Here is a 25,730-nt window from a genome sequence, read left to right on the forward strand (position 1 = left end):
CTCGGTCACGGCCTCCGCGGCCGGTGCGGGCACGGTCGCCGCGCCCTCGGTGAGGGCCGAGCCGCCACGGGTGCGGCGGCGCTGACGCGGCGTGCGCGGCGGGCGCTCCTCGCGGACGGCGGGGGCCGAGGCGGCGGCGGACTTGCGGCCGCGGCCGCCCGTCTCACCGAGGTCCTCGATCTCCTCGGCCCGCAGACCGGCCCGGGTGCGCTCGGCGCGCGGCAGGACACCCTTGGTGCCGGCCGGGATGTCGAGGTCCTCGTACAGGTGCGGGGACGTGGAGTACGTCTCCGGCGGGTCCGGGAACTTCAGGTCCAGGGCCTTGTTGATCAGCTGCCAGCGCGGGATGTCGTCCCAGTCGACCAGCGTGATCGCGATGCCCTTGGCGCCCGCGCGGCCGGTCCGGCCGATGCGGTGCAGGTAGGTCTTCTCGTCCTCGGGCGACTGGTAGTTGATGACGTGCGTGACGCCCTCGACGTCGATACCGCGGGCGGCGACGTCGGTGCAGACCAGCACGTCCACCTTCCCGTTGCGGAAGGCCCGCAGCGCCTGCTCGCGGGCGCCCTGGCCGAGGTCGCCGTGGACCGCGCCGGAGGCGAAGCCGCGCTTCTCCAGCTGCTCGGCGATGTCGGCCGCGGTGCGCTTGGTACGGCAGAAGATCATCGCGAGTCCGCGGCCCTCGGCCTGGAGGATGCGCGAGACCATCTCGGGCTTGTCCATCGAGTGGGCGCGGTAGACGTACTGCGCCGTGTTCTTGACGGTCGTGCCCTCGTCGTCGGGCGAGGTGGCGTTGATGTGGGTCGGCTGCGACATGTAGCGGCGCGCCAGCGAGATGACGGCGCCCGGCATGGTGGCCGAGAACAGCATGGTCTGGCGCTTGGCCGGCAGCATCGTGATGATGCGCTCGACGTCGGGCAGGAAGCCCAGGTCCAGCATCTCGTCGGCCTCGTCGAGGACCAGCGCGCGAACCTTGGAGAGGTCCAGCTTGCGCTGGCCCGCCAGGTCGAGCAGCCGGCCCGGGGTGCCGACGATCACGTCGACACCCTTCTTGAGGGCCTCGACCTGCGGCTCGTACGCCCGGCCGCCGTAAATCGCGAGGACCCGCACGTTACGCACCTTGCCGGCGGTCAGCAGGTCGTTGGTGACCTGCTGGCACAGCTCGCGGGTGGGTACGACGATCAGGGCCTGCGGGGCGTCGGTCAGATCCTCGGGCCGGGCGCGGCCCGCCTCGACGTCGGCGAGGACGGTGACGCGCTCCAGCAGCGGCAGACCGAAACCGAGCGTCTTGCCGGTGCCGGTCTTGGCCTGCCCGATGACATCGGAGCCGGAGAGGGCGACGGGGAGCGTCAGCTCCTGGATGGGGAAGGGGGACATGATGCCGACGGCCTCAAGGGCCTCGGCCGTCTCGGAAAGAATCCCGAGGTCTCGGAACGTAGTCAGGGTGCTGCCTCTTCTGTGAGACGCGGTCCGAGGCGAACGAAGGGGGTCGTACCGTGCCGGGGGTTGGTCATCCGGCCGGAATAGGCCGGGTGGCGCGGGACCACTGCCGTCGCTCGAGCGCTCGTGCCGCTGAGGGGGCCCCTCACTGTGCGGTCGTACGTGTCGCACACACCGCGTGGAGGGCTGTCGGGTCGGAGCCGATCGGGCCACCGACCGGGCATCCTCATTCAATTTCGCGCCACGAGCAGATGCAAAGTGCTCAGTAAGCGCATTACCACTGTACCCCGGATTCGCGCATCTGTGTTGGGCGAATTCGTCGGAACGGTGTGACGCCGGTCGACGACCGCACCCTTCCGCTGGTCTGCGGGCGGGCTATTCTGCGCTGCATGGAGACGCCTGACAACGCCACTGAAGCCCCCGCGATCACCCGAATCGCCGACCAGGACTGGACCACCGCGTCCGCGCAGCCGCAGTACCGGGCTGCCGTGGTCGACCTGCTGGGAGCGCTCGCCTACGGGGAGCTGGCGGCCTTCGAGCGGCTCGCCGAGGACGCCAAACTCGCGCCGACCCTGGCCGACAAGGCGGAGCTGGCGAAGATGGCGTCCGCCGAATTCCACCACTTCGAGCGGCTGACGGAGCGGCTGACGGCCATCGAGGTGGAGCCGACCGGGGCGATGGAGCCGTTCGCCAGGGCGCTGGACGAGTTCCACCGCCAGACCGCGCCCTCGGACTGGCTGGAGGGCCTGGTCAAGGCGTACGTCGGCGACTCGATCGCCAGCGACTTCTACCGGGAGGTCGCGGTCCGGCTCGACTCCGACACCCGCTCCCTCGTCCTCGGCGTGCTCGACGACACCGGCCACGGCAACTTCGCCGTCGAGAAGGTGCGCGCCGCGATCGAGGCGGAGCCGAGGGTCGGCGGCCGGCTCGCGCTGTGGGCGCGGCGGCTGATGGGCGAGGCGCTGTCGCAGGCGCAGCGCGTGGTCGCGGACCACGACGCGCTGTCGACCATGCTGGTGGGCGGGGTCGCCGACGGCTTCGACCTGGCCGAGGTCGGCCGGATGTTCTCGCGGATCACCGAGGCGCACACCAAGCGGATGGCCGCCCTGGGGCTGGCCGCGTAGGTCGTCAGGCGGCGGCAGACCGGCCCAGCCGGCGGCTGCGCGGCCGGATCAGCAGGGACACCGTCACCGCCGCGATCAGCACCGCGCCCACCACCGTGGCCGCCCCATGGCCGGAGCCGAGCACCGAGTGCATGAGGGAGGCGCCGAACAGGGCCCCGAGCGCCCCGGCGCCGAACACGGTGCGGCGGGCCGGGAGGCGGCCGGGCAGCGAGCGCAGGGCCGCCCAGGAGAGGGCCACTCCGAGCACGACGGCGCTCAGCGTTTCCAGGATCACAGACGATCACCTCGCAGGATGGCGGGACGGGTATATCGGTCCTGGTCGTACTACCCGTGACCGGCCGGTCACAACCCTCCCGCGCACAAGGTTCGCTCAGCCGCCGCACAGCGAAGCCGGACGGGGGAAGCGGAGAGCGGGCAGCGCGAACGGAGAGCGGCCCGGCGGGATTCCGCCGGGCCGCTCTCCGCGGTTTCTGTGTCCGTACGCCGCTACAGCGTGCCGAACCCCACCCGTCGTGCGCTGGGCTCGCCGATCTCCACGTAGGCGATCCGGTCGGCCGGCACGAGGACCTTGCGGCCCTTCTCGTCCGTGAGGCTGAGCAGCTGCGCCTTGCCGGCGAGAGCCGCGGACACCGTGCTCTCGACCTCTTCGGCGGAAAGCCCGCTCTCCAGAACGATCTCCCGGGGCGTGTGCTGCACCCCGATCTTGACCTCCACGGCTATGTCCCTCCGACGGTCAGTCCCTGCGCGGTGAACCGCGCCGTACGCAGCACACATTAGCCCGCTGAGGGGACTCGTCCGGGCGCCGTGGGCCACGCCCGCAGCGAACACGGGCGCCGCCCGTCGGTCAGTGCTGATCGATGCCGTGCAGCGGGAAGCCCGCGATGCCGCGCCAGGCCAGCGAGGTGAGCAGCTGGACCGCCGTGTCGCGCGGAATGGCCGACTGGCTGGAGAGCCAGTAGCGGGCGACCACCTGGGACACCCCGCCGAGGCCCACCGCGAGCAGCATGGACTCGTCCTTGGACAGGCCCGTGTCACCCGCGATCACGTCGGAGATCGCCTCGGCGCACTGGAGCGAGACCCGGTCCACCCGCTCGCGGACGGCGGGCTCGTTGGTCAGGTCGGACTCGAAGACGAGCCGGAAGGCGCCGCCCTCGTCCTCGACGTACGCGAAGTACGCGTCCATGGTCGCGGCCACGCGCAGTTTGTTGTCGGTGGTCGACGCCAGCGCCGTACGCACCGCCTGGAGCAGTGACTCGCAGTGCTGGTCGAGAAGGGCCAGGTACAGCTCCAGCTTGCCCGGGAAGTGCTGGTAGAGCACCGGCTTGCTGACCCCGGCCCGCTCCGCGATGTCGTCCATCGCCGCCGAGTGGTAACCCTGCGCGACGAAGACCTCCTGCGCGGCTCCCAGCAGCTGATTGCGTCGGGCGCGGCGGGGCAGGCGAGTGCCCCGCGGGCGCGCCGCCTCGGTCTGCTCGATGGCTGTCACGCCGCCTCCCAAATTCGTGGTCCGACACAGCCGTTCCGTACACGCCGTGCCATACCGACATCGTACTTTTGGGTAACCCCGGTATGCGCGGCGCGGACGCAGAATTTCACGGACCGGACGGCTGCGGAAGCCGGAGGTCGCTCGGCTCCCGCCGCAGAGCGGGACGTATCAGCGGTAATCGTCCTCATCCTGCGGCACGACGCGGGCCTGGTCGGCCGCATCGCCCTCGCTGACGTCGTCGCGGTCGTGGTCCGTGAGCGGTTCGTCGTCCTCCGGGCGCAGGTCCGTCTGCTGCTCCGCGGCGTCCGCGTCGGGCGTCTCCTGGTCGGGCTCGTCCGGCTGGACGTCCTCGAAGGTCTCGGGGTCCCTCGGGTCGACCGTCATGGTGACTCCCTTCGTTGGTTCGAGCCTATGAGGTACCCCCGAAAGCCGCTATGCGATCTGTGACGGCGAACACATGAATCGTCGTGTGATCATCTCGTAACATTGCCGCATGTCTTCGACCGAGCTGCCGGGAGTCCGCGCCGCCGCCGCAGCGGTGGCACCCACGGTGAGCACCGTCAGGGTCTCGGAGGGGGAGCGGCTGCGCTCCGTCGAGCTGCCGGGGCTGACGCTCACCATCCGTTCGCGGCCCTCCCGGCGGCCCGGACTGCCGCCCGCCCTCTTCGTCCACGGGCTCGGCGGCTCCTCGCAGAACTGGACGGCCCTGATGCCGCTCCTGGAGGACGTGGTGGACTGCGAGGCGGTCGACCTGCCCGGGTTCGGCGACTCCCCGCCGCCCGACGACGGCAACTACTCGGTCACCGGGCACGCCCGCGCGGTGATCCGCCTGCTGGACGCCCAGGAGCAGGGCCCCGTCCATCTGTTCGGCAACTCGCTGGGCGGCGCGGTGGCCACCCGGGTCGCCGCGGTCCGCCCCGATCTGGTGCGCACCCTCACCCTGATCTCGCCCGCGCTGCCCGAGATCCGGGTCCAGCGCTCAGCCGCCCCGACCGGGCTGCTCGCACTCCCGGGCGTCGCCTCCCTGTTCGCCCGGCTGACCCGGGACTGGAGCGCGGAAGACCGCACCCGCGGAGTCATGGCACTCTGTTACGGCGATCCGGCACGGGTCTCCGAGACGGGCTTCCGCGACGCGGTGGCCGAAATGGAGCGCCGGCTGGAACTGCCGTACTTCTGGGACGCCATGGCGCGTTCCGCCCGTGGCATCGTCGATGCGTACACCTTGGGCGGACAGCACGGGCTGTGGCGCCAGGCCGAGCGGGTGCTCGCGCCGACCCAGCTGGTGTACGGCGGACGGGACCAGCTCGTCTCGTTCCGGATGGCCCGCAGGGCGTCCGCGGCCTTCCGCGACGCGCGCCTGCTGACACTGCCCGACGCCGGGCACGTGGCGATGATGGAGTACCCGGAGGCGGTCGCCCAGGCGTTCCGGGAATTGCTCGACGAATGCGGCGGGAGCTGATTCAGGGCGTGGGACGACACAGCCGTAAGGGCCCTGCGCCCAGGGTGCCCGAGACCGGGCAGGCGGAGGCGAACGAGGCGGGGCGCGAGGCCGCCCGGCCCGCCGCCGGCAGCGGGCGGCGCAGACGGCAGGCCGAGCCGGCCGGCCCAGGACCGTTCCCGGGCGCGCCCGAGGTGCGTGGCGGTCACCCCGAACAGCGTGAATCCGGCGGCGGTTGGGGCGCAGGACCCATGAGCCGCGCCACCGACGGTCCGGGCCCGGGCCGGCCCGGCCTCCAGGCGCCCGCGCCCGGCGGCCGCCCCGGCGTTGCGCGCCCCGCGCACCAGCCTCAGGACCCCGCGCGCGACCAGCGGGCGACCTCCACGCGGTCGCTGATACCGGGCCCGCGGCGCGAGTTCGTCGAGGCCTTCGACAACCCGCCCGCACCGCCCGCGCCGCACCGGCAGGCAGCGGCGCCCGCCGACCCGTACGGCTCCGTCACCGAGTGGGACGAGCGCCCGCCCGGGCGCGGGCGCGACGAGGCGGCCCCGGCCAGGGACGCCAGGGGCGGCAAGGGCCGTACGTTCACCGGCATCGCCGCCGCCGCGGTCACCACCGTGCTCGCGGTCGTCGTGGCCGGTCAGGTCGCCCACGACAGCACCGGCGGCAGCGGCACCGCGCAGGCCGCAGGCGTGGACCGGGACGAGGCCGACGACGCCTCCCGGTCGGACAGCCGGAACACCCCGTCCCCCGAGACGGCGGCGGTCAAGCCCCTTACGTATGAGCAGAAAATGGCCAAGCCTTATCCGCTGGCACCGACGCTCATGGGATCGGGGGACTTCGAGACCGTCCCCGGCTCGGCCGAGGCGCCGGGCAAGGGCACGAAACACCGCTACCGCATCGACATCGAGAAGGGGCTCGGGCTCGACGCCCAACTGTTCGCCCAGGCCGTGCAGAAGACCCTCAACGACGACCGGAGCTGGGCGCACGGCGGCGATATGACCTTCGAACGGATTTCCAAGGGTGATCCGGATTTCGTCATCACGCTGGCAAGTCCCGGCACCACCGGCAAGTGGTGCCGGAAATCGGGCCTGGACACCACCGAGGACAACGTCTCCTGCGACTCGGCCGCCACCGAGCGCGTGATGATCAACGCCTACCGCTGGGCGCAGGGTTCGGCCACCTTCGGGCCGGACAAGCTGTACTCCTACCGGCAGATGCTGATCAACCACGAGGTCGGCCACCGGCTCGGCCACAACCATGTGAGCTGCGGTACGGAGGGCGCCCTCGCGCCGGTCATGCAGCAGCAGACCAAGACGCTGGACATCGACGGCATCAAATGCCGCCCCAACCCCTGGGTGTATCCCCAGGGCTGAGCGGGCGTCAGGAGTCCGGTGTGCGGGCAGCCTCCGCCGTGCCATGAGCCTGACCCTGAGTGACCATCCTCCTCCATAGCGCGACTGAACGCTATCGGGGCGGGAAAGTTACGCCGGTTCACCCCTTTCGGTGGTGCGACGGACAACCGTCCGTCGCACCACCGGCGTATCCGCTTACGGTCGTCCCGCCGCGAGTCGCCGATCCAACGGCGGCCGCTCACAAGGGAGATCGGGGGTGCACTCGTGCGGATCGGACTGCTCACCGACGGTGGTTATCCGTACGCGACCGGTGAATTCCGGCTCTGGTGCGACCGTCTGGTGCGCGGGCTCGCGCAGCACGAGTTCGACCTCTTCGCGCTCAGTCGTACCGCCGAGCAGGAGGCGCGGGGCTGGGTCCGGCTCCCCTCCCGGATCGGCCATGTGCGTACGGCCCCCCTGTGGAGCGCCGACGAGGAATCCCTCGGCCTGCACGCACCCAGGGGCCTGCTCGGGCGGCTGCTGACCGGCGGGGGCGCACGGGCCTACGCCCGGCGCGAACGGCGGCGCTTCGCCACACACTTCACGGCCCTCGCGGCTTCGGTCTGCACGGCCGGCGCCGCGGGCACCGAGCGCGGCGACGCGGGCCCGGACACCGTACGGACCGCTGCCGGTACGCGGGTCGTCGCCGATCTCCGGACCGGCGACGAGCAGTTCACGCAGGGCCTCTACGGACTCGCCGAACTGGCCTGGGAGCACGGCGGACTGCCCGCCGCCCTCCGCTCCGAGACCGCGGTGCGCATCCTGGAGGCCGCCTGCCGCGCCCCCGGCACCGGACGCACCGTGCAGACCGCCACCGTCGCCGACCTCCTCGCCTTCACCGCGGAGCTGGACCGGGCGCTGCGCCCGCTCTCCCTCGACTGGTACGACGAGGACGGCCTCGGTGCCGTCGACCTCTGCCACGCCACATCCGGCGGTGCCGCCGCCCTGCCGGGCCTGCTGGCCAAACGCTTCTTCGGGGTGCCGCTGCTGGTCACCGAGCACTCCGTGCAGGTGCGGGCGCACTACCTCTCGTCGGGCGGTACGCCCGTCAGCGCGCCGGTGCGCGCCCTCCTGGCGAACTTCCACGGGCGGCTCGCCACCGAGGTGTACCGGCAGGCCGCGCTCATCACCCCCGGCAACACCCACGCCCGCCGCTGGCAGGAGCGCTGCGGCGCCGATCCCGCCAAGGTGCGGACCGTGTACCCGGGCATGGAGTCCGCCCGGTTCGCCGCGCTCGGCGAACGCGAGGACGACGGCGGCCCCGACACGCTCGTCTGGGTCGGCCGGATCGAGCCCGCCAAGGACCTGATCGCGCTCCTGCACGCCTTCGCCGAGGTGCGCCGGGCCGAGCCGAATGCCCGGCTGAGGATCATCGGGGCGCCGGCCCCGGGCCCTGCGGGCGCCACCTATCTCGCGCACTGCCGGGCCGTGGCCGCCGAGCTCTTCCCCGACGAGGCGGCAGGTACGCACACCGCGGACGGGGGCCCGGTCTCCTTCGAGGACATCGGCGGCGCCGAGGTGCCTGGCCTCGCCCAGGCGTACGCGGCGGGCGGTGTCGTGGTGCTCTCCAGCGTGGTCGAGGGCTTCCCGATCAGCCTGGTCGAGGCGATGTTCTGCGGCCGGGCCACCGTCTCGACGGACGTCGGCGCGGTCGTCGAGGTCATCGGCGGTACGGGGCTCGTGGTCCCGCCGCGCAACCCCCGGGCGCTCGCGGACGCCTGCCTCGCGCTGCTGCGTGACCCGGAGCGCCGTGCGCGCCTGGGCGCGGCGGCGCGCGCCCGCGCCCTCGAACTCTTCACCGTCGAACAGAACCTCGCGGCCTTTCGCGGCATTTACCTGGAGCTGATCGCGCAGGCGCCGGTACGCACCAGGCCGCTCCCGGAGGCCGACGACGGACCGCGCCCCTTCGCCACCCCGCCGGAGGCCCACGTCCTGGGCCTCTGGCCGGAACCGGTACCCGAGTCGAACCCCGGCGACCGCACCCCCAGCTGGGCGGGCGCGCCGGGCGCGGGGGAGAGCGATGCGTGACCAGGAGACGGCCGGCCCGGCCCGCCCGGGACCGCACGAACACCGGCCGGGACCGCACGAACAGCAGCACGGAGGAACGACGATGGGCCCCCAGACGGACGCCCGGACGGACGCCAGGGAAGACGCCGGGGCGGGGGTGGCGGGCGCGCCCGCCACCCCCGCGCCCGCCACCCCCGCTCCGGCGCCCGCGCCCGCCACCCCGGCGCACGCCCCCATCCGAGCGGGCGCCGACGCCTCCTCCGGCGCGCCCGCGCACACGCCCGCGCGCGCCCCCGAGGTGGCCCACACCTCCCCTGACGCCCCCGCGCGCAAGGCCGTCGGCGGGCGGCGCGGAACCGCCGACCCCGTGAAGGCCCTCATGCACCGGCACCGTGAGCTGTGCGAGCGGGCCGTCGATCCGCTGGAGATCGCCGCCGGGCTCGAAGCCCACGGGGTCACCGACCGCACCGCCGCCCGCTACCGGCACCGCGACGTGTTCTCGCTCGCCGAAGAACTCTTCGCGCGGGTACCGGCGGTCGCGGGGGAGCCCGCCGCGGTCGGCCCCGCTCCGGCGCGCGACATCGAGACGCGCGCCGCCTGGTCGCTGCGCGCCCTGCTGCCGGGTGCCGCCTGCCTGGCCACCTTCGTCGCACTGCGGCTCACCGACGGAGTCCTCGGCGGCGACGCACGGCTCGCCATCGGCTCCGGTGGCACGCTGCTCGCGCTCATCGGCCTCGCCCTCGCCCTGCGCACCGGCCCGCTCAGCGCCCCGGGCGGCTCCTCGGGCACCGCCGCCCTCTGCGCCTGCTGGCTCCTCGGCTACGTCCTGTACGGCGACGCCCTGCTCCACCAGGTCCTCAGCGGCGGCCCCGAAGGCCCCTGGACGCTGACCCCGGCGCCCCTGCTCGGGCTCGCCGTCGCGGTGGCCCCCGCTGCCTGGTGTGCCCACCTCTTCTCCCTGTACGCGCGCCGCAGACTCCACGGCAGCCGCGCGCTGGACGAGTTCGCCGCCGGCGTGCGCCCCCTGCTCTTCGGCGTCGTCGCGCTCTTCCTCTGCGTCCTCGCCGTACTGCTGTACCTCGCCCGGCTCGGGCTCGGCACCGGCGGCGCACCGGCCGGGGCCGCCGCCCTCGGGGTGCTGCTCCTGCTGGCCCGCCTCCTCACCGTCCACGGCTTCCCCGAACCGGCCGCCACCGGACTCGCCGCCGCCTGCGCGGTCGAGGCCGCGGCCCCCGCCCTGATCCTGGCCGGGCGGCTGCCCGGCCTCGACCCGCTCGCCCGCCCCGTCGACGCCCTCGTCGAGACGGCGGGCGCCGGGGCCGTACCCGCGCTCGCCTGCGGCGCGGCCGCACTCGGCCTGCTGACCACCGCCACACTCGCCCTCTCCCGGGCATCCGCCCACACCGCCGCCTGAGGCGCCCAGAACTCCCCGCGGAGCCGACGCCGCGGGTCGTCACCACCCGTTCAGCCCGTAACTGCCCCAAGGAGACACCGGACATGACCCCCCAACCCCCCGCACCGGCAACCCGCCGTCGGCTCCGAGGCGGTGCGCGATGAGGGTGCTGCTGCTCGGAGCCAACGGATTCATCGGCCGGTTCGTGGCCGACCGGCTGCTCGCCGACCCCGCCGTCCACCTCACCGCGCTCGGACGCGGCGACGACGCCGACGTACGGTTCGACCTCGCCGGCGGCAGCCCCGGAGCGCTCACCCGCTTCCTGGACGCCGTCCACCCCGGAGTCGTCGTCAACTGCGCCGGCGCCACCCGGGGCGGGGCGCGCGACCTCACCCGGCACAACACCGTCGCCGTCGCCACCGTCTGCGAGGCGATGCGGCGCAGCGGCTGCACCGCCCGCCTCGTCCAGGTCGGCTGTGCCTCCGAGTACGGGCCCTCGCAGCCCGGCTCGTCCACTGCCGAGGACGCCATCCCGCGCCCCGGCGGCCCGTACGGCGTCAGCAAGCTTGCCGCCACCGAACTCGTCCTCGGCTCCGGCCTCGACGCGGTCGTGCTGCGGGTCTTCTCCCCGGTCGGCCCCGGCACCCCGGCCGGCTCCCCGCTCGGCCGACTCGCCGAGGCGATGCGGCGCACCATGCAGTCCGGCGACGGCGAGCTCAAGCTCAGCGGCCTCGGCGTGCAGCGCGACTTCGTCGACGTACGCGATGTGGCGCGGGCCGTGCACGCCGCCTCGCTCTCCGCCGCGCAGGGCGTCGTCAACATCGGCACCGGCCGGGCCGTCCGGCTCCGCGACGCGGCGGCCGTCCTCGCCAAGGTCGCCGGATACGCCGGCGCGCTCCACGAGCTGGACACGCCCCCCGCCCGCCTCCCCATCGGCGCCCCCCGCACCTCCGCCGAATCGGTCATCGAACACCTCTCGGCCACCCCGTCCCCGTACCCGGACGGCTGCGGCGCCTGGCAGCAGGCCGACGTCCGCACCGCCCGCGACCGGCTCGGCTGGCGTCCCCGGATCAATCTGGAGGAGTCGCTCGCCGACATCTGGATGGAGGCGGCGTGCCGTATCTGACCAGCACCGGCACCGCCCGGCGGAGCAGCGGCGCCGAACAGCTCGGCTTCGGCGTCCCCGGCTACGCGCACCCGCTGCTCGCGGCGGCCGAGTGGGCCGAGCTCGCGCGCCCCGGCACCCCGCTGCACTGGGCCGTCCTCAACATCGACAACGGCCCCGGCAGCCGGCCCGACCCGCACTGCCTGGAGGCCGCGGGCCGGCTCCGTAACGCCCGCGCCCGCGCGCTGCACGGCGGGCAGCCGCTCGACACCGTGCGGGCGGCGGGCGGCCGGCTGCTCGGGCAGCTCGACCTCGCGCACGGCCGGCGGCCCTTCGCGGAGCTGCTGGCAGACGCCCGGTCCTTCCTGGAGTGGTACCGCGTGGACGGCTTCTACCTCGACCGCTGCCCGGCCGACCGCGCCGATCTGCCGGCCGTCCGCCGTCTCACCGGCACGCTGAGGGCCTTCCTCACGGACGCCGACGGGCCGCTCGTGCTGGGGCACGACACCCACCCGTACCCCGGGTACGCCGAGGCCGCCGACCAGCTCGTGACCTTCCGCGGCGCGTGGAGCGACTACCGCTGGTCGCAGGTGGCGGAGTGGACCGCCGCCTACCCGCCCGGCCGTTTCGCCCACTTCGTCCACGGCGTCCCGCGCACCCACCTGGAGGAGGCCATGCGGATCGCCCGCTGGCAGGGCGCCGGGACGATCTTCTTCACCGACCGCGGCGGGCAGTCGGAATCCGGACGCGGTCGCGGACAAAGCGACCCATTCGCGGCACTGCCCAGCTACTGGGACGAAATTGTCTCGCGGATCGGACCTGGTATCTCGGAATGAGAGGGGGCGTGGCAGTGTTACGGCAAGAACAACCGTACGTAGTCGAAGTACGTAGAAACCGACCACCTGCATTGTTGAGGTTCCTGTGTCGCTGCCACCCCTGGTCGAGCCAGCTGCTGAGCTCACCGTCGACGAGGTCCGCAGGTACTCCCGCCACCTGATCATCCCGGATGTCGGGATGGACGGGCAGAAGCGGCTGAAGAACGCGAAGGTGCTCTGTGTCGGCGCCGGGGGCCTCGGCTCGCCGGCCCTGATGTACATGGCCGCCGCCGGTGTCGGCACGCTCGGCATCGTGGAGTTCGACGAGGTCGACGAGTCGAACCTGCAGCGCCAGGTCATCCACAGCCAGGGTGACATCGGCAAGTCCAAGGCCCTGTCGGCCAAGGAGACCGTGCAGGGGATCAACCCCCTGGTCGACGTGGTCCTTCACGAGGAGCGGCTGGAAGCCGACAACGTGATGGACATCTTCTCCCAGTACGACCTGATCGTGGACGGCACGGACAACTTCGCCACCCGCTATCTCGTCAACGACGCCGCGGTCCTGCTGAACAAGCCCTACATCTGGGGCTCGATCTACCGCTTCGACGGCCAGGCGTCCGTGTTCTGGTCCGAGCACGGCCCCTGCTACCGCTGCCTCTACCCGGAGCCGCCCCCGCCGGGCATGGTTCCGTCCTGCGCCGAGGGCGGCGTCCTCGGTGTGCTCTGCGCCTCCATCGGCTCCATCCAGGTCAACGAGGCCATCAAGCTGCTCGCCGGCATCGGCGACCCGCTGGTCGGCCGGCTGATGATCTACGACGCCCTGGAGATGCAGTACCGCCAGGTCAAGGTCCGCAAGGACCCCGACTGCGCGGTGTGCGGCGAGAACCCCACCGTCACCGAGCTCATCGACTACGAGGCCTTCTGCGGCGTCGTGTCCGAGGAGGCCCAGGAGGCGGCGGCCGGTTCCACGATCACTCCCAAGCAGCTCAAGGAGTGGATCGACGCCGACGAGAAGATCGAGATCATCGACGTCCGCGAGCCGAACGAGTACGAGATCGTCGCGATCCCGGGCTCCCGGCTGATCCCGAAGAACGAGTTCCTGATGGGCAACGCCCTCCAGGACCTCCCGCAGGACCGGCGCATCGTCCTGAACTGCAAGACGGGTGTCCGCAGTGCGGAAGTCCTCGCGGTCCTCAAGTCGGCGGGCTTCGCCGACGCGGTGCACGTGGGCGGCGGCGTGATCGGCTGGGTCAACCAGATCGAGCCCGAGAAGCCGGTGTACTAGAACGACTCGAAGGGGCCGGTCCGCGTCTGCGGGCCGGCCCCTTCGGCGTGTGCGGAGCCGCTACGAGCAGGTCTTGCCGTCCGCCGGGACCTTCCCGTCCAGGAAGTAAGCGTCCACGGTCGAGGTCACACAGCTGCTGCCGCCGTAGGCGCCGTGCCCCTCGCCCTTGTTGGAGAGCAGGACGCCGACGCCCTTGCCCAGCTCGTCCGCCATCTTGCGCGCACCCTCGTACGGCGTCGCCGGGTCGCCCGTCGTCCCCACGACGAGGATCGGACCGGCGCCCGGGGCGCTCGCCTCGGGCGTGTCGTGCTCGCCCTTCACCGGCCAGTCGGAACACCAGCCCGCCGTGTCCCAGGCCAGGAACGCCCCGAAGACCGGGGACAGCTTCTCGAACTCGGGCAGCAGCGCCTTCGCCTCGGCCACTGTGGGCCGGGCCTTGCTGTCCGCGCAGGAGATGGCCCGCTGGGAGTGGTTCTGGGTGTCGTAGTGCCCGTTCTCGTCACGGCCGTTGTACGAGTCGGCGAGCTGGAGCAGCGTGGTGCCGCTCCCCTTCTCGGCCTCGTCCAGGGCCTGGGTGAGGACCGGCCAGTTGTCCTTGGAGTACAGGGGGAGCACGATGCCGGTGACCGCCAGCGACTCGTTCAGCTCGCGGTCGGTGCCGGTCGGCAGCGGCTTGGCGTCGATGCGCTTCAGCAGGGCGGCGATGCGCCGGGTCCCCGCCTTCGGGTCCTGGCCGCGGTCCTTGAAGTAGTTCTCCAGCGCCCGCTGGAAGCCGGTCGCCTGGTTGCGGGCGTGCCCCGTGTTGTCCGCGGTCGGGTCGACGACCGCGTCGAAGACCGTACGTCCCACGTTCTCCGGGAAGAGGTGGGCGTACGTGCCGCCCAGCTCGGTGCCGTACGACATGCCGAAGTAGGTCAGCTTCCGGTCCCCGAGGACCTCGCGGATCAGGTCCATGTCGCGGGCGGCGTTCGTGGTGCCGACGTAGGGGAGGACCTTGCCCGAGAGCCGTGCGCAGCCGGCTCCGAAGTCGGCGCCGTCCTTCATGAACGCGGTCTCCTCGGCCGCCGTGTCCGGGGTCATGTCGACCTTCCGGTAGGCGTCCTCCTGCTCCCGGTCGCTGCGGCACCGCACCCCGGCGCTCTCCGCGACCCCGCGCGGGTCGAAGCCCACCAGGTCGTAACGGGAGTTGAGGTTGGTGTACGAACCGGCGGCGCCCGGCAGTATCGAGACGCCCGAGCCGCCGGGCCCGCCGAAGTTGAACAGCATGGAGCCCAGGCGCCGGCTCTTGTCGCGGGCCTCCTTGCGGATCAGGGCGATGCCGATCGTGTCGCCCTTGGGCTTCGCGTAGTCCAACGGCACCTTCACCTTCGCGCAGCGCCACTGCGCCCCCGGCGTGCTGCCGCCCTCGGGGGCCTTGCAGCGGGTCCAGTCCAGGCGCTGCGAGGTGAGGGAGGCGGGCAGCGCCGGCAGCCCGCCCGCGTCAGGGGAGGAAGCGGCGGACGGCGAGGCGGCCGATGAGGCCGTGCCACCGTCCGCCCGCTTGCCCGGCTTGTCGTCCGAACCGTCCTCGCAGCCCGCGAGCACCCCCGTCAGGAGCAGTGCGGCGGCGGCGAGTGCCCCGGCCCGTGCGTGTGCGACCACGTGTGCGTACCTCCCCGTTGAGCCCTGCCCGTCCGGCAGTTCGCCCATGGTAGGCGCGCGCGGGAGCTGCCTATCCGCAGACCGTTCCGTCGGCCGGCACCTTGCCGTCCAGCAGGTAGCCGCCCACCGCCTTCTGCACGCAGGCGTCGCCGCTGTTGTACGCGCCGTGCCCCTGGCCCTTGTACGTCATCTCCACGCCGACGCCCTTGCCCAGCTTCTCGGCCATCGCCTTGGCGCCCGCGTACGGGGTCGCCGGGTCACCGGTGTTGCCGATGACCAGGACGGGGGCGGAGCCGGGGGCGCTGACGTCCGGGGTCTTCCAGGCGCCCTTCACGGGCCAGTCGGTGCAGCCCATCAGGCCCCAGCCCAGGTAGTCGCCGAAGACCGGCGAGGCCTCCCGGAAGGCGGGGAGCTTCGCCTTCGTCTGCTCCAGGGTGAACCGTTCCCGGGAGTCGGCGCAGCTGATCGCGGTGTAGGCGGCGGCCGAGTTGTCGTAGCGCCCGTCCTCGGAGCGGCCGTTGAGGGAGTCGGCGAGCGCCAGGAGCAGCGAGCCGTTCCCGCCGTCGGCCTCGTCCACACCCTGTTCCAGCAGCGGCCAGGTCTCCTTGGAGTAGAGGGCCGCCGCGATGCCGGTGGTGGCCTGGGTCTGCGTCAGCTTGCGGGCGCCGATGCCCTTGACGGGCTTCTTCTCCAGCCGGTCCTGCAGGTCGACGATGCCCTGCTCGATCTCCTTCGGGGTGGACCCGGGCAGCTTGCAGGCGTCGCCCCGGTCCGCGCAGTCCTTCGCGAAGTTGTCCAGGGCGAGCTGGAAGCCCTTGGCCTGGCCGAGCGAGGACTGCTCGGCGTCCTCGGTCGGGTCGACCACCGCGTCCAGCACGGACCTGCCGACGTTCTTGGGGAACAGGTGCGCGTAGACGCCGCCCAGTTCGGTGCCGTACGAGATGCCGAAGTAGTGGAGCCGGTCGTCGCCGAGGACCTGGCGCATCAGGTCCATGTCGCGGGCCGCGTCGGTGGTGCCGACGAAGGGGAGCTGCTCGCCGGACCTCTTCTCGCAGGCGGCGGCGTAATCCTTGGTGTCCTTGACGAACGCCTTCTCCTCCGCCGCGTCGTCCGGTGTGCCGTCCTCCTGGTAGCGCGCGTCCAATTGCTTGTCGGTCTCGCACTCGACCCCGTCGCTGTTTCCCACCCCGCGCGGGTCGAAGCTCACCAGGTCGTAGCGGGCGCGCAGCTTGTCGTACTGCGTGCCGAACGCGGGCAGGGTGGCGACGCCCGAGCCGCCGGGGCCGCCGAAGTTGAAGACGAGCGAGCCGATCCGCTTCTTCCGGTTGATCGCCTTGGCGCGGATGAGGGCCAGCTCGATGGTGTCGCCGTCCGGCTTCGCGTAGTCGAGGGGGACCTTCATCGAGGTGCACTCCCAGGCGGCCCCGCCGGGCAGCGGGGAGGGCGCTTTTCCACCGCCCTGTGCCTGGGAAGGGGCGGGGCACTTCTTCCACGTCAGCTTCTGGGAGGCGAGGCCGGACGGGCTGCCGGTGGCGGCGTTCGCCGCGCGCGGCGGGCTGGTCGAGCGGTCGGTCGCGTCCTTGTCACCGCCGTCCGCACAGCCGGCGAGGGGAATCAGCACGGTCACGGTGGCGGCGAGGGCCGCGGCGCGCAGGGCAGGGGAGGTCCTCATCGCTCCATGCTGCGGCGGCGCCGGGGCGGGTGCACGGGGTGCCGGTCCAAGCGGGTGGCCGGTGCGTTGTTCAGAGCTCGCCCTTGCGGGTGAGGTGGTTGAAGCAGAGCCAGCCGGGAAGGACCGGCAGCCACAGGGTCAGCAGCCGGAACAGCAGCACCGCGGGGGCGGCGACCTCCTTCGGCAGCCCGACCGCGATCAGACCCAGCGTCAGCGCGCCCTCGACGGCGCCCATGCCGCCGGGCGTCGGGGCCGCCGAGCCCAGCGCGTTGCCGGCGAGGAAGACGACCGCGATGCTCGCGTAGCTGAGGTGTGGGGTGTCCGGTCCGCTGAACGCCCGCACCGACGCGTCCAGGCACATCACGAACACGCCGGTCAGCAGCAGCATCCCGCCGATGCCGGTGAGCAGCTTCTGCGGCCGCTGCACGACGTCGAGCATGCGCGGGACGACGCCGGCGAACAGCGACCGCACCCGGGTCACCACGAACTTCCGCAGGAACGGGATCGCCGTCACCACCAGCACCAGCACGGCGACCGTCAGCAGCCCCGCGATCACGGTCCTGGACGGGGTCAGCGAGGACGGGGTCTTCTCGGTGCCGGTCAGATAGCCGAAGGCGCCGAGCAGCAGGATGTGGCAGCCCAGGCCGAACAGCTGCGAGGCGCCCACACTGGCGACCGCGAGTCCCGGCCGGACCCCGGAGCGCTGGAGGAAGCGGGTGTTCAGCGCGACCCCGCCGACCGCCGCCGGGGCCACGATCTTCACGAACGAACCGGCGACCTGCGCGAGGACCGTCTTGGCGAACGACACCCGCTCGGGCACGAAGCCCAGCAGGCTCATCGCGGCCGCCACATAGCTGAGCGCCGAGAAGCCGACCGCGGCCGCCACCCAGCCCCACTCCGCCTGTTCGACCACCGCGCCGAAGTCGGCCTGGGTGACCTGGGAGATCAGGAAGTACGCGGCGATGGCACCGGCGATGAAGCTGAACAGGGTGCGCGGCTTGATGCGCTCCAGGCGGATCGGTTCGACGGGGGCCTGCGGCCGGATCAGCAGGACCTCCCGGCGGATCTGGGTGAGCAGGTCCTCCTCGCGCGCCTCCTCCAGCGCGTCGTCCATGGCCCGCTTCTCGGCCTGCTTCTCGGTGCGCAGCGACTTGCGGTCGGCCTTGCGGCCCCCGTCCCCGTCCTTGGACAGCTCCTCGGGGGCCTCCCCTTCCCCGGCCCTGGCCCGCTTCGCCGCGTCCGACGCGTCGAGCACGGCCTCGCGCTCGCGCTGCGACCGCTCCCGGGCGAGCCTGCGCAGGTGCGCCCGGGTGGACCGGCTGAGCGCGATCGGCTGGAGCAGGGGGAGGCTGTCGGCGACGGCGTCCGGGCCGAGTACGGCGAGCGCGGCGGCCACGGCCCGCTCGGGGCCCACCCGCAGACCGGTCGTCGTGAGCAGCTGCGCGACGTCCATCCGCAGCACCAGGTCACCGGCCGCGATCTCCCCGCCGCGCAGATCGGTGACGAACACCTTGCCGAAACGATCCACCAGGATGGCGTCTCCGGTGAGCCTGCGGTGCGCGATCCGGCGCGACTGGAGGGCCTTCACCTGGTGCCAGGCGCCGCGCACCAGCTCGTCGGTGATCTCGGCGTCCTCCAAGGCGTCCAGGGACCGGCCGCCGATGTGCTCGTAGACCAGCATCACGGCGTCCGGGCCCAGCTCGGACGTGGCGATCAGCTTGGGCGCGTTGGCCCCGGCGGCGATCGCGGCGTACGCGAGCAGCGCCTCCTGCTCCAGCGCCTGGCGCAGCGACTGGATGGATCGCCGCTGGGTGATGCCGCGCAGGGTGAGCCTGCGCCACACCCGGTAGAAGAAGCCCTGGGCCTGCTGCTCGCGGTCGACGACCGTCACATCCAGCGGTGGCCCGTCCTCCAGCGAGACCAGATAGCGGCGCCCCCGGTCGCTCTGGTCGCCGGAGTCGGGGGCGTCCTCGGCCCGCATCGCGGTGACCGGGCGGAAGCCGACGTGGCGCAGCCCGGCCATCAGGTGCTGCCCGGTCGGGCGGACGTTCGGTGAGCCGACCGCGTACAGCGTGCCGTACGCCACCGACCAGCCGATCAGGACCGTCAGGACGATGGAGAACGGGGTGGTGTAGCCGCCGACCAGCATGGCGAACGCGTCGAGCAGCAGCACCACCCACAGCACGACCCGCCAGCGTGGCCGTCGCGCCATCCCCACCGCCGTCATATAGGCGATCACGGGGGCGAGGTAGCCGTGCACGGGGTCGGTCACCGCGTCACCGGGCGTCGGCTGGGTCAGCGCGTCCTGCACGGTGCCGGATGCGGACTTGGCGACCCACAGATCCGTGGCGAGCGTCACGCCGTGCGCCAGCACCGCGGCCAGCACCCCGTCCGCGATCCGCAGCCCGTCCCGTTTGATCAGCCGCTCGATGGCGAAGGCGACCGGCACCAGGAGCACGGCGATGCTGGAGACCAGACCGGCCAGCTTGATGAGCAGGTCGGGGGCCTGGCCGGTGCCCTTGTTGATGTCCTGTTCGAGCCCGGTGGTCGTGCCGTGGGCGAAGGCGGCGACGGAGAACAGCACGACGACCAACAGCACCCCGATGAGCAGGCGCAGCAGGTCGGAGGGGCGGTGCACCCGGGCGGGCAGCAGGGGTTCGTCCCCCGAGACGCGCTCGGCGAGCGCCTCCTCGGAGGTGGCGAGCGTCGAGCCGGTCAGATGTCCGGAAGAGCTCTCCGCGTCCGTGTCCGGCTCCTGCCGGGCCTTGTCCGGACGCGGCTCGGCATCGGAGGCGTCGTCGGCCGCCTTCGGTGGCTGCACGCCCTGCTCCTTCGTCGCCTCTGGTTGGTCTTCGTGGTCTCGTATCACCGGTCACCGCCCGCATGATGGTGGCACGGCCGACGAGCACAGGGGGGCATCAGGGTGCGATGCGGGGGCGTGCGATGCGCAAGATACGCTCCTTTTCCGCCGCGCGCACGCTGCGTGTGCGCCCGGACACGCACCCCGCCGGGCTGTCGGTGGCGTACGGCAGGATGGGCCCGGTGAGCGAACACCCGACGGGCGACGCGCTGCCGGAGTACGCGGAGCGCGTGCTCGACGTCGCCGATCTGATCCCGCCCGGCCGCGTCATGACCTACGGCGACATCGCGGAGTGGCTGGGCGACGGCGGCCCGCGCCAGGTCGGCCGGGTCATGGCGCTGTACGGGGGAGCGGCGCCGTGGTGGCGCGTGGTGCGCTCCGACGGCGCGCTGCTGCCCGGCCACGAACTGCGCGCCCTGGACCACTACCGAGAGGAGAACACCCCGCTGCGCGAGGCCCCCCGCAGCGCGGAGGGCCACCTCCCGCGCCTGGACATGCGGCGCGCGCGATGGGACGGCGTGACGGGCGGCGGCGGTGGGGGAGCTCACACCTGACAGCTTCGGCCATCCGACGGCGTATCGGGCGGAGCCCGGTCCGTACGGTGTGCGCGGAGCGCGGCGCTGAACCGGGGCGCCGCCGTTCGCGGAACGTGACGATCCCCGCAGCCCTCCCGCCGCATTCGCGGTCCGCGCCGGAGTAGCGTCGTCAGTTCGCGGCAGACACCGCGCCCTCACCACCCGTACACCCACCAGGACCGGCGATCCCACGTGAGCACCTCCTCCACCACCCGGCACAGTCCTCGCCGTCAGGCACGGCAGGGGGCCCAGGGCCCGTACCGGCTGGTGCGCACCCTGCCGGGTTCCGTGGAGCCCCCTCTCCTGGACGCGGCGCAACGCGCGGTGGTTGACCATCCCGGCGGCCCGCTCCTGGTGCTCGCCGGACCCGGTACGGGCAAGACGACCACGCTCGTCGAATCCGTCGCCGCCCGCATCGCCCGGGGCGCCGACCCGGCGCGCGTGCTCGTCCTCACCTTCAGCCGCAAGGCCGCCGTCGAACTGCGCGACCGGATGGCCGCCCGGCTCGGCGCCGCCCGGGGACCGCAGGCCACCACGTTCCACTCCTTCTGTTACGCCCTGGTCCGCGCCCACCAGGACGCCGACCTCTTCGCGGACCCGCTGCGCCTGCTCTCCGGACCGGAACAGGACGTGACCGTCCGCGACCTGCTGGCCGGCCAGCTCGACCTGGAGAAGGAGGGCCGCCCGCACATCCGCTGGCCCGACGAGCTGCGCGCCTGCCTGACCACGCGCGGCTTCGCCGACGAGGTGCGCGCGGTGCTCGCCCGCAGCCGCGAGCTGGGCCTCGGCCCGGACGCCCTCGCCGACTTCGCCCGGCGCACCGGCCGGCCCGACTGGGGCGCCGCCGCCCGCTTCCTCGCCGAATACCTCGACGTGCTGGACGCCCAGGGCGTGCTGGACTACGCCGAGCTGGTCCACCGCGCGGTGCTCCTCGCGGAGCGCCCCGAGGTGTCGGCGCTGCTGGCCGGGAAGTACGACGCGGTGTTCGTCGACGAGTACCAGGACACCGACCCGGCCCAGGTGCGGCTGCTGCACGCGCTGGCCGGCAACCGGGGCAGCGCTCCGGGAGGCGGCGGCGGACGCGACCTGATCGCCTTCGGTGACCCGGACCAGTCGATCTACGCGTTCCGGGGCGCCGACGTGAACGGCATCCTCGACTTCCCGGAGGTCTTCCGGCGCGCGGACGGCGCCCCGGCCCCGGTCGGCGTCCTCACCACCTCGCGCCGCTCCGGCGACCGGCTGCTCGCCGCCACCCGCCTGCTCACCCGGCGGATGCCGCTCACCCGGCTGCCGTCGGCGAAGGTCCGCGCCCACCGGGATCTGGGCGCGGTCCGCGAGGGCGGCAGCGTCGAGACGTACACCTACCCGACCGCCTCCACCGAGCTCGACAACATCGCCGACCTGCTGCGCCGGGCGCACCTGGAGGACGGTGTGCCGTGGCACGAGATGGCGGTGCTCGTCCGGGCCGGCGGCCGCACGCTCCCCGCCCTGCGCCGGGCCCTGACCTCGGCGGGCGTTCCCCTGGAGGTGGACGGCGACGACCTGGCCCTGCGCCACGAACCCGCGGTGGCCCCCCTCCTGACCGCCCTGCGCGCGGTGGCCGCGGCGGCCCTGCACGGGGGAGCGGCCGAAGGGGAGGAAGCCGCCTGGCTCGACACCGAGACCGCCCTGGCCCTGCTCGCCTCGCCCCTCGGCTCCATGGACGCCGCCGATCTACGCCGGCTCGGCCGCGCCCTGCGGGACGAGGAGCGCGCCGCCGGGAACCGGGTGCCCGCGCCCTCCGGCGAACTGCTGGCCCGCGCACTCGCCGAGCCGGAGCGGCTTGTGGCGCACGATCCGGCGTACGCCCGTGGCGCCCAGCGCCTGGGCGCGCTGCTGCGCACGGCGCGCGAGCTGCTCGAAGCCGGCGGCACCGCCGAGGAGGCCCTGTGGACGCTGTGGTCCGGCACCCCGTGGCCCGGCCGGCTGGAGCGCGCGGCCCTGCGCGGGGGCGCGGGCGGGCGCAACGCCGACCGTGACCTCGACGCGGTCTGCGCCCTCTTCGACACCGCCGCCCGCGCCGAGGAGCGCATCGGGGGCCGGGGCGCGCTCAACTTCCTGGAGGAGGTCGACGCCCAGGACATCGCGGCCGACACCCTCTCCCGGCGCTCGGTGCGTCCCGACGCCGTACGGCTGATGACCGCCCACCGGTCCAAGGGCCTGGAGTGGCGCATGGTCGTCGTCGCGGGCGTGCAGGAAGGCCTCTGGCCCGACCTGCGGCGCCGCGGCTCGCTCCTCGAAGCCGACCGGATCGGCCGCGACGGCCTCGCCGAACCCCTCACGCCCGGCGCCCTCCTCGCGGAGGAGCGGCGGCTGTTCTACGTGGCGGCGACCCGGGCCCGCGAGCGCCTGGTCGTCACCGCGGTCAAGGCCCCCGCCGACGACGGCGACCAGCCCTCCCGCTTCCTGACCGAGCTGGGCGTCGAACCCCGGGACGTCACCGGCCGCCCGCGCCGCCCCCTCGCCGTCGCCGCGCTCGTCGCCGAGCTGCGCGCCACCACCGTCGACCCCGCCGCCTCCGACGCCCTGCGCGAGGAGGCCGCCCACCGCCTCGCCCGGCTGGCCGCGCTCACCGACGACGACGGCCAGCCGCTCGTGCCCGCCGCCCACCCGTACCGCTGGTGGGGGCTGTACGAGCCGACGCGCTCGGCGGTACCGCTGCGCGACCGGGACCAGCCCGTCGCCCTGTCCGGGAGCGCGCTCGACCAGCTCGCCAACAGCTGTGCGCTCCAGTGGTTCCTGGGCCGCGAGGTGAAGGCCGACGCGCCCGCGACGGCCGCCCAGGGCTTCGGCAACGTCGTCCACGTCCTGGCCGACGAGGTGGCTTCCGGCCGTACGCCCGCCGACCTGGCCGTCCTGATGGAACGGCTCGACTCGGTCTGGGACGGGCTGGTCTTCGACGCCCCCTGGAAGTCGCACCAGGAGAAGGAGCAGGCGCGCGCCGCCCTCGAACGCTTCCTGCGCTGGCACGTCATGGACCGGGCCGGCCGTACGCCTGTGGCCAGTGAGCACGACTTCGACGTGACGCTGGCGGCGGGGGAGTTCGAGGTACGCATCCGGGGCTCCATGGACCGCGTGGAGCGGGACACCGAGGGCCGGGCCTATGTCGTCGACTTCAAGACCGGCAAGCAGTCCCCGACGAAGGACGAGGTCGCCCGCCACCCCCAGCTCGCCGTTTACCAGCTGGCGGTCCGGGAAGGGGCGGTCGACGACGTCTTCGACGGTACGCGGCCCGAGCCGGGCGGCGCCGAACTCGTACAGCTGCGCCAGGCCGCCCCCAAGAAGGAGGGGGGCGACGCCGCGCCCAAGGTGCAGGCGCAGGCGCCGCCGGACTCCGAGTGGGTCTCCGACCTGCTGGCGACCGCCGCGGGCCGGGTCCTGGACGAACGGTTCACCCCGACGACCGGCCAGCACTGCACCCACTGCACCTTCCGGGCCTCGTGCAGCGCGCAGCCGGAGGGCCGGCACGTCCTGGAGTAGGAGCGGGGTCAGTGCTTGCGCGCCACCAGGCCGTACACGCTGACGTCCGCGTCGGTGACGTCGTTGATGTCCTGGTAGCGCGTACGGTCCAGCTCGTCCAGGCCCGCCACGAACTCCGGGTCGGGGTTCCTGGCCTCCGGCAGGTCGGTGACCTGCTCGGGGCGCCAGCGGTGCACGGGGACGATGCCGGGGTCGAGCAGTTCCAGTCCGTTGTCGGTGACGAAGCGTTCCATCTGGGCGTACGAGCGGCGGACCATGGCGAAGCCGCGCTCCTTGAACCCCTTGGTGATGCTGCCGACCTGCTCCGTGTTGAGGTCCGCACTCACATTGCTCAGGACGACGACGCTGCCGGGTGCGAGGGAGTCGACCAGCTGCCTCACGACCGGGTAGGCCGTGTCGTCCTCGATGAAGTGGAGGACGGCCGCCAGGACGAGGGTGACCGGGCGGTCGAAGTCGAGGCTGCGGCGGGCGGCCTCCAGGATCTTGCCCGGCTCGCGCAGGTCCGCCTCGATGTAGTCGGTACGCCCCTCGGGCCCGCTGGTGAGCAGGGCCTGCGCGTGGACGAGGACGACCGGGTCGTTGTCGACGTAGACCACCCGTGCGTCGGGCGCGATGGCCTGGGCGATCTGGTGCACGTTCTGCTGGGTCGGCAGCCCGGTCCCGATGTCGAGGAACTGCCGGACGCCGTCCTTCGCCGCGAGGGTCACCGCCCGCCGCATGAAGTCCCGGTTGTGCCGCACGGTGAGGTACCCGCGCGGGTTGGCGGCCAGGGCCATGGCGGCGGCCTCGCGGTCGGCCGGGTAGTTGTCCTTGCCGCCCAGGAAGACGTCGTAGACCCGTGCGGGGTGCGCCTTCGTCGTGTCGATGCGCTTCCGGAGCCCGGAGGCGTCAGGGGCGGGTGCGTCGGCGCTCATGTGACCGTCCTCGTAAAAATGTTGATGCGACAAGCGGATGATTTACGGGCCTTCACGGCTTGCGCGCCACGAGGACATAGATGTTGACGTCCTCGTCCGTCGCGTCGGAGATGCTGACGTACCGGCCCCCGTCCAGGTGGTCCAGCTCTTCCGGCGCCGGCCCCCGCGTCTCGGTCGCGTCGGCCGCGTGGTCCGGGCGCCAGTGCCGCGACGGGACGATGCCGGGGTCGAGCAGTTCCAGGCCGTTGTCGGTGACGAAGCGCTCGATCTCCTCGCGCCGGCGCAGCACGAAGGAGAACCCCCGCTTGCGGAACGTCTCGGCCACCTTGTTGATCGGCACCGGGTTCATGTCGGCGGTGAGGTGGCTCAGGACGAGATGGCTGCCGGACGGCAGTGCGCCGAGGAGCCGGGCGACGACGGGGTAGGCCTCGTCGTCATCGATGAAGTGCAGGATGGCGGCGAGGACGAGGGTGACCGGGCGGTCGAAGTCGAGGGTGCGGCGGGCGGCCTCCAGGATCTTGCCCGGTTCGCGGATGTCCGCCTCGATGTAGTCGGTGCGGCCCTCGGCGCTGCTGGTGAGCAGGGCCTGCGCGTGGACGAGGACGATCGGGTCGTTGTCGACGTAGACGACCTGTGCGTCCGGGGCGATGGCCTGGGCGATCTGGTGCACGTTCTGCTGGGTCGGCAGCCCGGTCCCGACGTCGAGGAACTGCCGGATACCCGACTCGCCCGCGAGCACGGTCACAGCCCGCCGGACGAAGTCCCGGTTGTGCCGGACGTCGAGATGGCCGCGCGGATTGGCCTTCGCCGCCATGGCGGCGGCCTCGCGGTCGGCCGGGTAGTTGTCCTTGCCGCCCAGGAAGACGTCGTAGACCCGTGCGGGGTGCGCCTTCGTCGTGTCGATGCGCTTCCGGAGCCCGGAGGCGTCAGGGGCGGGTGCGTCGGCGCTCATGTGACCGTCCTCGTAAGGCTGTTGGTGCGACCAGCAGATAATTTAGACCCATCCGGGATTCCTGCGTCCCACCGGGAGGCGGAGACAGCTGCGCACTCCGGGGCTTCGCGGGT

The 25,730-nt window shown here is 73.0% G+C and carries 20 protein-coding genes; 10 read left to right on the forward strand and 10 right to left on the reverse strand.

Going from position 1 to position 25,730, the window contains the following annotated elements; translation table 11 throughout:
- A partial coding sequence (locus E6P78_RS09690; protein ID WP_136203138.1) for a DEAD/DEAH box helicase occupies window positions 1-1,374 on the reverse strand: 1,374 nt, incomplete at its 3' end.
- Between the two features lie 452 nt (window positions 1,375-1,826).
- Between E6P78_RS09690 and E6P78_RS09695 the strand changes: the two genes are divergently transcribed.
- On the forward strand, window positions 1,827-2,561 hold the full coding sequence (locus tag E6P78_RS09695) for a ferritin-like fold-containing protein (RefSeq protein WP_136203139.1): 735 nt from the start codon (window positions 1,827-1,829) through the stop codon (window positions 2,559-2,561).
- A 4-nt stretch (window positions 2,562-2,565) separates the two neighbouring features.
- Here E6P78_RS09695 and E6P78_RS09700 read toward each other — a convergent pair whose 3' ends face one another.
- From E6P78_RS09700 to E6P78_RS09720, 4 genes are all read right to left on the reverse strand, one after another.
- The gene (locus E6P78_RS09700) at window positions 2,566-2,835 is read right to left on the reverse strand and encodes a hypothetical protein (RefSeq protein WP_136203140.1); all 270 of its coding nucleotides are present in this window, start codon (window positions 2,833-2,835) and stop codon (window positions 2,566-2,568) included.
- Window positions 2,836-3,047: 212 nt separating this feature from the next.
- Entirely contained in the window at window positions 3,048-3,275 is a 228-nt protein-coding gene (locus E6P78_RS09705) for a DUF3107 domain-containing protein (protein WP_206307768.1), read from the reverse strand.
- Window positions 3,276-3,405: 130 nt separating this feature from the next.
- Complete coding sequence (locus E6P78_RS09710) at window positions 3,406-4,047, reverse strand: TetR/AcrR family transcriptional regulator (protein ID WP_030915445.1); 642 nt, start codon at window positions 4,045-4,047, stop codon at window positions 3,406-3,408.
- A gap of 168 nt (window positions 4,048-4,215) precedes the next feature.
- Window positions 4,216-4,431: a hypothetical protein gene (locus tag E6P78_RS09720; protein WP_136203143.1), complete on the reverse strand. Its 216-nt coding sequence runs from the start codon at window positions 4,429-4,431 to the stop codon at window positions 4,216-4,218.
- A 109-nt stretch (window positions 4,432-4,540) separates the two neighbouring features.
- Between E6P78_RS09720 and E6P78_RS09725 the strand changes: the two genes are divergently transcribed.
- From E6P78_RS09725 to moeZ, 7 genes are all read left to right on the forward strand, one after another.
- Window positions 4,541-5,506 carry an alpha/beta hydrolase gene (locus E6P78_RS09725; protein ID WP_136203144.1) on the forward strand — a complete coding sequence of 322 codons (966 nt, stop codon included), beginning with the start codon at window positions 4,541-4,543 and terminating at the stop codon, window positions 5,504-5,506.
- Window positions 5,491-6,861 carry a DUF3152 domain-containing protein gene (locus tag E6P78_RS09730; RefSeq protein WP_136203145.1) on the forward strand — a complete coding sequence of 457 codons (1,371 nt, stop codon included), beginning with the start codon at window positions 5,491-5,493 and terminating at the stop codon, window positions 6,859-6,861. The genes E6P78_RS09725 and E6P78_RS09730 overlap by 16 nt, the downstream gene beginning before the upstream one ends.
- 243 nt (window positions 6,862-7,104) lie before the next feature.
- Complete coding sequence (locus tag E6P78_RS09735; protein ID WP_136203146.1) at window positions 7,105-8,907, forward strand: DUF3492 domain-containing protein; 1,803 nt, start codon at window positions 7,105-7,107, stop codon at window positions 8,905-8,907.
- A gap of 82 nt (window positions 8,908-8,989) precedes the next feature.
- On the forward strand, window positions 8,990-10,300 hold the full coding sequence (locus E6P78_RS09740; RefSeq protein WP_136203147.1) for a hypothetical protein: 1,311 nt from the start codon (window positions 8,990-8,992) through the stop codon (window positions 10,298-10,300).
- 139 nt (window positions 10,301-10,439) lie between these two features.
- Window positions 10,440-11,405: an NAD-dependent epimerase/dehydratase family protein gene (locus tag E6P78_RS09745; RefSeq protein WP_136203148.1), complete on the forward strand. Its 966-nt coding sequence runs from the start codon at window positions 10,440-10,442 to the stop codon at window positions 11,403-11,405.
- The gene (locus E6P78_RS09750; RefSeq protein ID WP_136203149.1) at window positions 11,393-12,220 is read left to right on the forward strand and encodes a spherulation-specific family 4 protein; all 828 of its coding nucleotides are present in this window, start codon (window positions 11,393-11,395) and stop codon (window positions 12,218-12,220) included. Before E6P78_RS09745 ends, E6P78_RS09750 begins: the two co-directional genes overlap by 13 nt.
- Window positions 12,221-12,305: 85 nt before the next feature.
- Window positions 12,306-13,484 (forward strand): adenylyltransferase/sulfurtransferase MoeZ, encoded by a 1,179-nt coding sequence (moeZ, locus tag E6P78_RS09755; RefSeq protein ID WP_136203150.1) that lies wholly within the window; start codon window positions 12,306-12,308, stop codon window positions 13,482-13,484.
- A 60-nt stretch (window positions 13,485-13,544) separates the two neighbouring features.
- On the opposite strand, the gene E6P78_RS09760 is transcribed toward moeZ, so the two are convergent.
- From E6P78_RS09760 to E6P78_RS09770, 3 genes are all read right to left on the reverse strand, one after another.
- On the reverse strand, window positions 13,545-15,125 hold the full coding sequence (locus tag E6P78_RS09760; RefSeq protein WP_136203151.1) for an alpha/beta hydrolase: 1,581 nt from the start codon (window positions 15,123-15,125) through the stop codon (window positions 13,545-13,547).
- 70 nt (window positions 15,126-15,195) lie between these two features.
- On the reverse strand, window positions 15,196-16,797 hold the full coding sequence (locus E6P78_RS09765) for an alpha/beta hydrolase (protein WP_136203152.1): 1,602 nt from the start codon (window positions 16,795-16,797) through the stop codon (window positions 15,196-15,198).
- A gap of 70 nt (window positions 16,798-16,867) precedes the next feature.
- Window positions 16,868-19,618, reverse strand: coding sequence for a lysylphosphatidylglycerol synthase domain-containing protein (locus E6P78_RS09770; RefSeq protein WP_136203153.1), 2,751 nt, complete (start codon window positions 19,616-19,618; stop codon window positions 16,868-16,870).
- A gap of 212 nt (window positions 19,619-19,830) precedes the next feature.
- On the opposite strand from E6P78_RS09770, the gene E6P78_RS09775 reads away from it, so the two are divergent.
- Both E6P78_RS09775 and E6P78_RS09780 read left to right on the forward strand, forming a co-directional pair.
- Window positions 19,831-20,211 (forward strand): MGMT family protein, encoded by a 381-nt coding sequence (locus tag E6P78_RS09775; protein WP_276607215.1) that lies wholly within the window; start codon window positions 19,831-19,833, stop codon window positions 20,209-20,211.
- 213 nt (window positions 20,212-20,424) lie between these two features.
- Complete coding sequence (locus tag E6P78_RS09780; protein ID WP_136203154.1) at window positions 20,425-23,751, forward strand: ATP-dependent DNA helicase; 3,327 nt, start codon at window positions 20,425-20,427, stop codon at window positions 23,749-23,751.
- A gap of 8 nt (window positions 23,752-23,759) precedes the next feature.
- Here the strand turns inward: E6P78_RS09780 and E6P78_RS09785 are convergent, their stop codons facing one another.
- Window positions 23,760-24,665, reverse strand: coding sequence for an SAM-dependent methyltransferase (locus tag E6P78_RS09785; RefSeq protein WP_136203155.1), 906 nt, complete (start codon window positions 24,663-24,665; stop codon window positions 23,760-23,762).
- A gap of 52 nt (window positions 24,666-24,717) precedes the next feature.
- A complete protein-coding gene (locus E6P78_RS09790; RefSeq protein ID WP_136203156.1) occupies window positions 24,718-25,617 on the reverse strand; it encodes an SAM-dependent methyltransferase in 900 nt (299 codons plus the stop codon).
- Window positions 25,618-25,730: the final 113 nt, after the last annotated feature.

The sequence above is a fragment of the Streptomyces sp. A0958 genome (genome assembly GCF_004795035.1).
Taxonomy (GTDB): Bacteria; Actinomycetota; Actinomycetes; order Streptomycetales; family Streptomycetaceae; genus Streptomyces.

What these genes read in the sequence shown, in the direction of transcription:
- E6P78_RS09695 (WP_136203139.1), top strand. Translation starts at nt 1,827, where the DNA reads ATGGAGACGCCTGACAACGCCACTGAAGCCCCCGCGATCACCCGAATC.
- E6P78_RS09720 (WP_136203143.1), bottom strand. Translation starts at nt 4,431, where the DNA reads ATGACGGTCGACCCGAGGGACCCCGAGACCTTCGAGGACGTCCAGCCG.
- E6P78_RS09725 (WP_136203144.1), top strand. Translation starts at nt 4,541, where the DNA reads ATGTCTTCGACCGAGCTGCCGGGAGTCCGCGCCGCCGCCGCAGCGGTG.
- E6P78_RS09730 (WP_136203145.1), top strand. Translation starts at nt 5,491, where the DNA reads ATGCGGCGGGAGCTGATTCAGGGCGTGGGACGACACAGCCGTAAGGGC.
- E6P78_RS09740 (WP_136203147.1), top strand. Translation starts at nt 8,990, where the DNA reads ATGGGCCCCCAGACGGACGCCCGGACGGACGCCAGGGAAGACGCCGGG.
- E6P78_RS09745 (WP_136203148.1), top strand. Translation starts at nt 10,440, where the DNA reads ATGAGGGTGCTGCTGCTCGGAGCCAACGGATTCATCGGCCGGTTCGTG.
- E6P78_RS09765 (WP_136203152.1), bottom strand. Translation starts at nt 16,797, where the DNA reads ATGAGGACCTCCCCTGCCCTGCGCGCCGCGGCCCTCGCCGCCACCGTG.
- E6P78_RS09775 (WP_276607215.1), top strand. Translation starts at nt 19,831, where the DNA reads ATGGGCCCGGTGAGCGAACACCCGACGGGCGACGCGCTGCCGGAGTAC.
- E6P78_RS09785 (WP_136203155.1), bottom strand. Translation starts at nt 24,665, where the DNA reads ATGAGCGCCGACGCACCCGCCCCTGACGCCTCCGGGCTCCGGAAGCGC.
- E6P78_RS09790 (WP_136203156.1), bottom strand. Translation starts at nt 25,617, where the DNA reads ATGAGCGCCGACGCACCCGCCCCTGACGCCTCCGGGCTCCGGAAGCGC.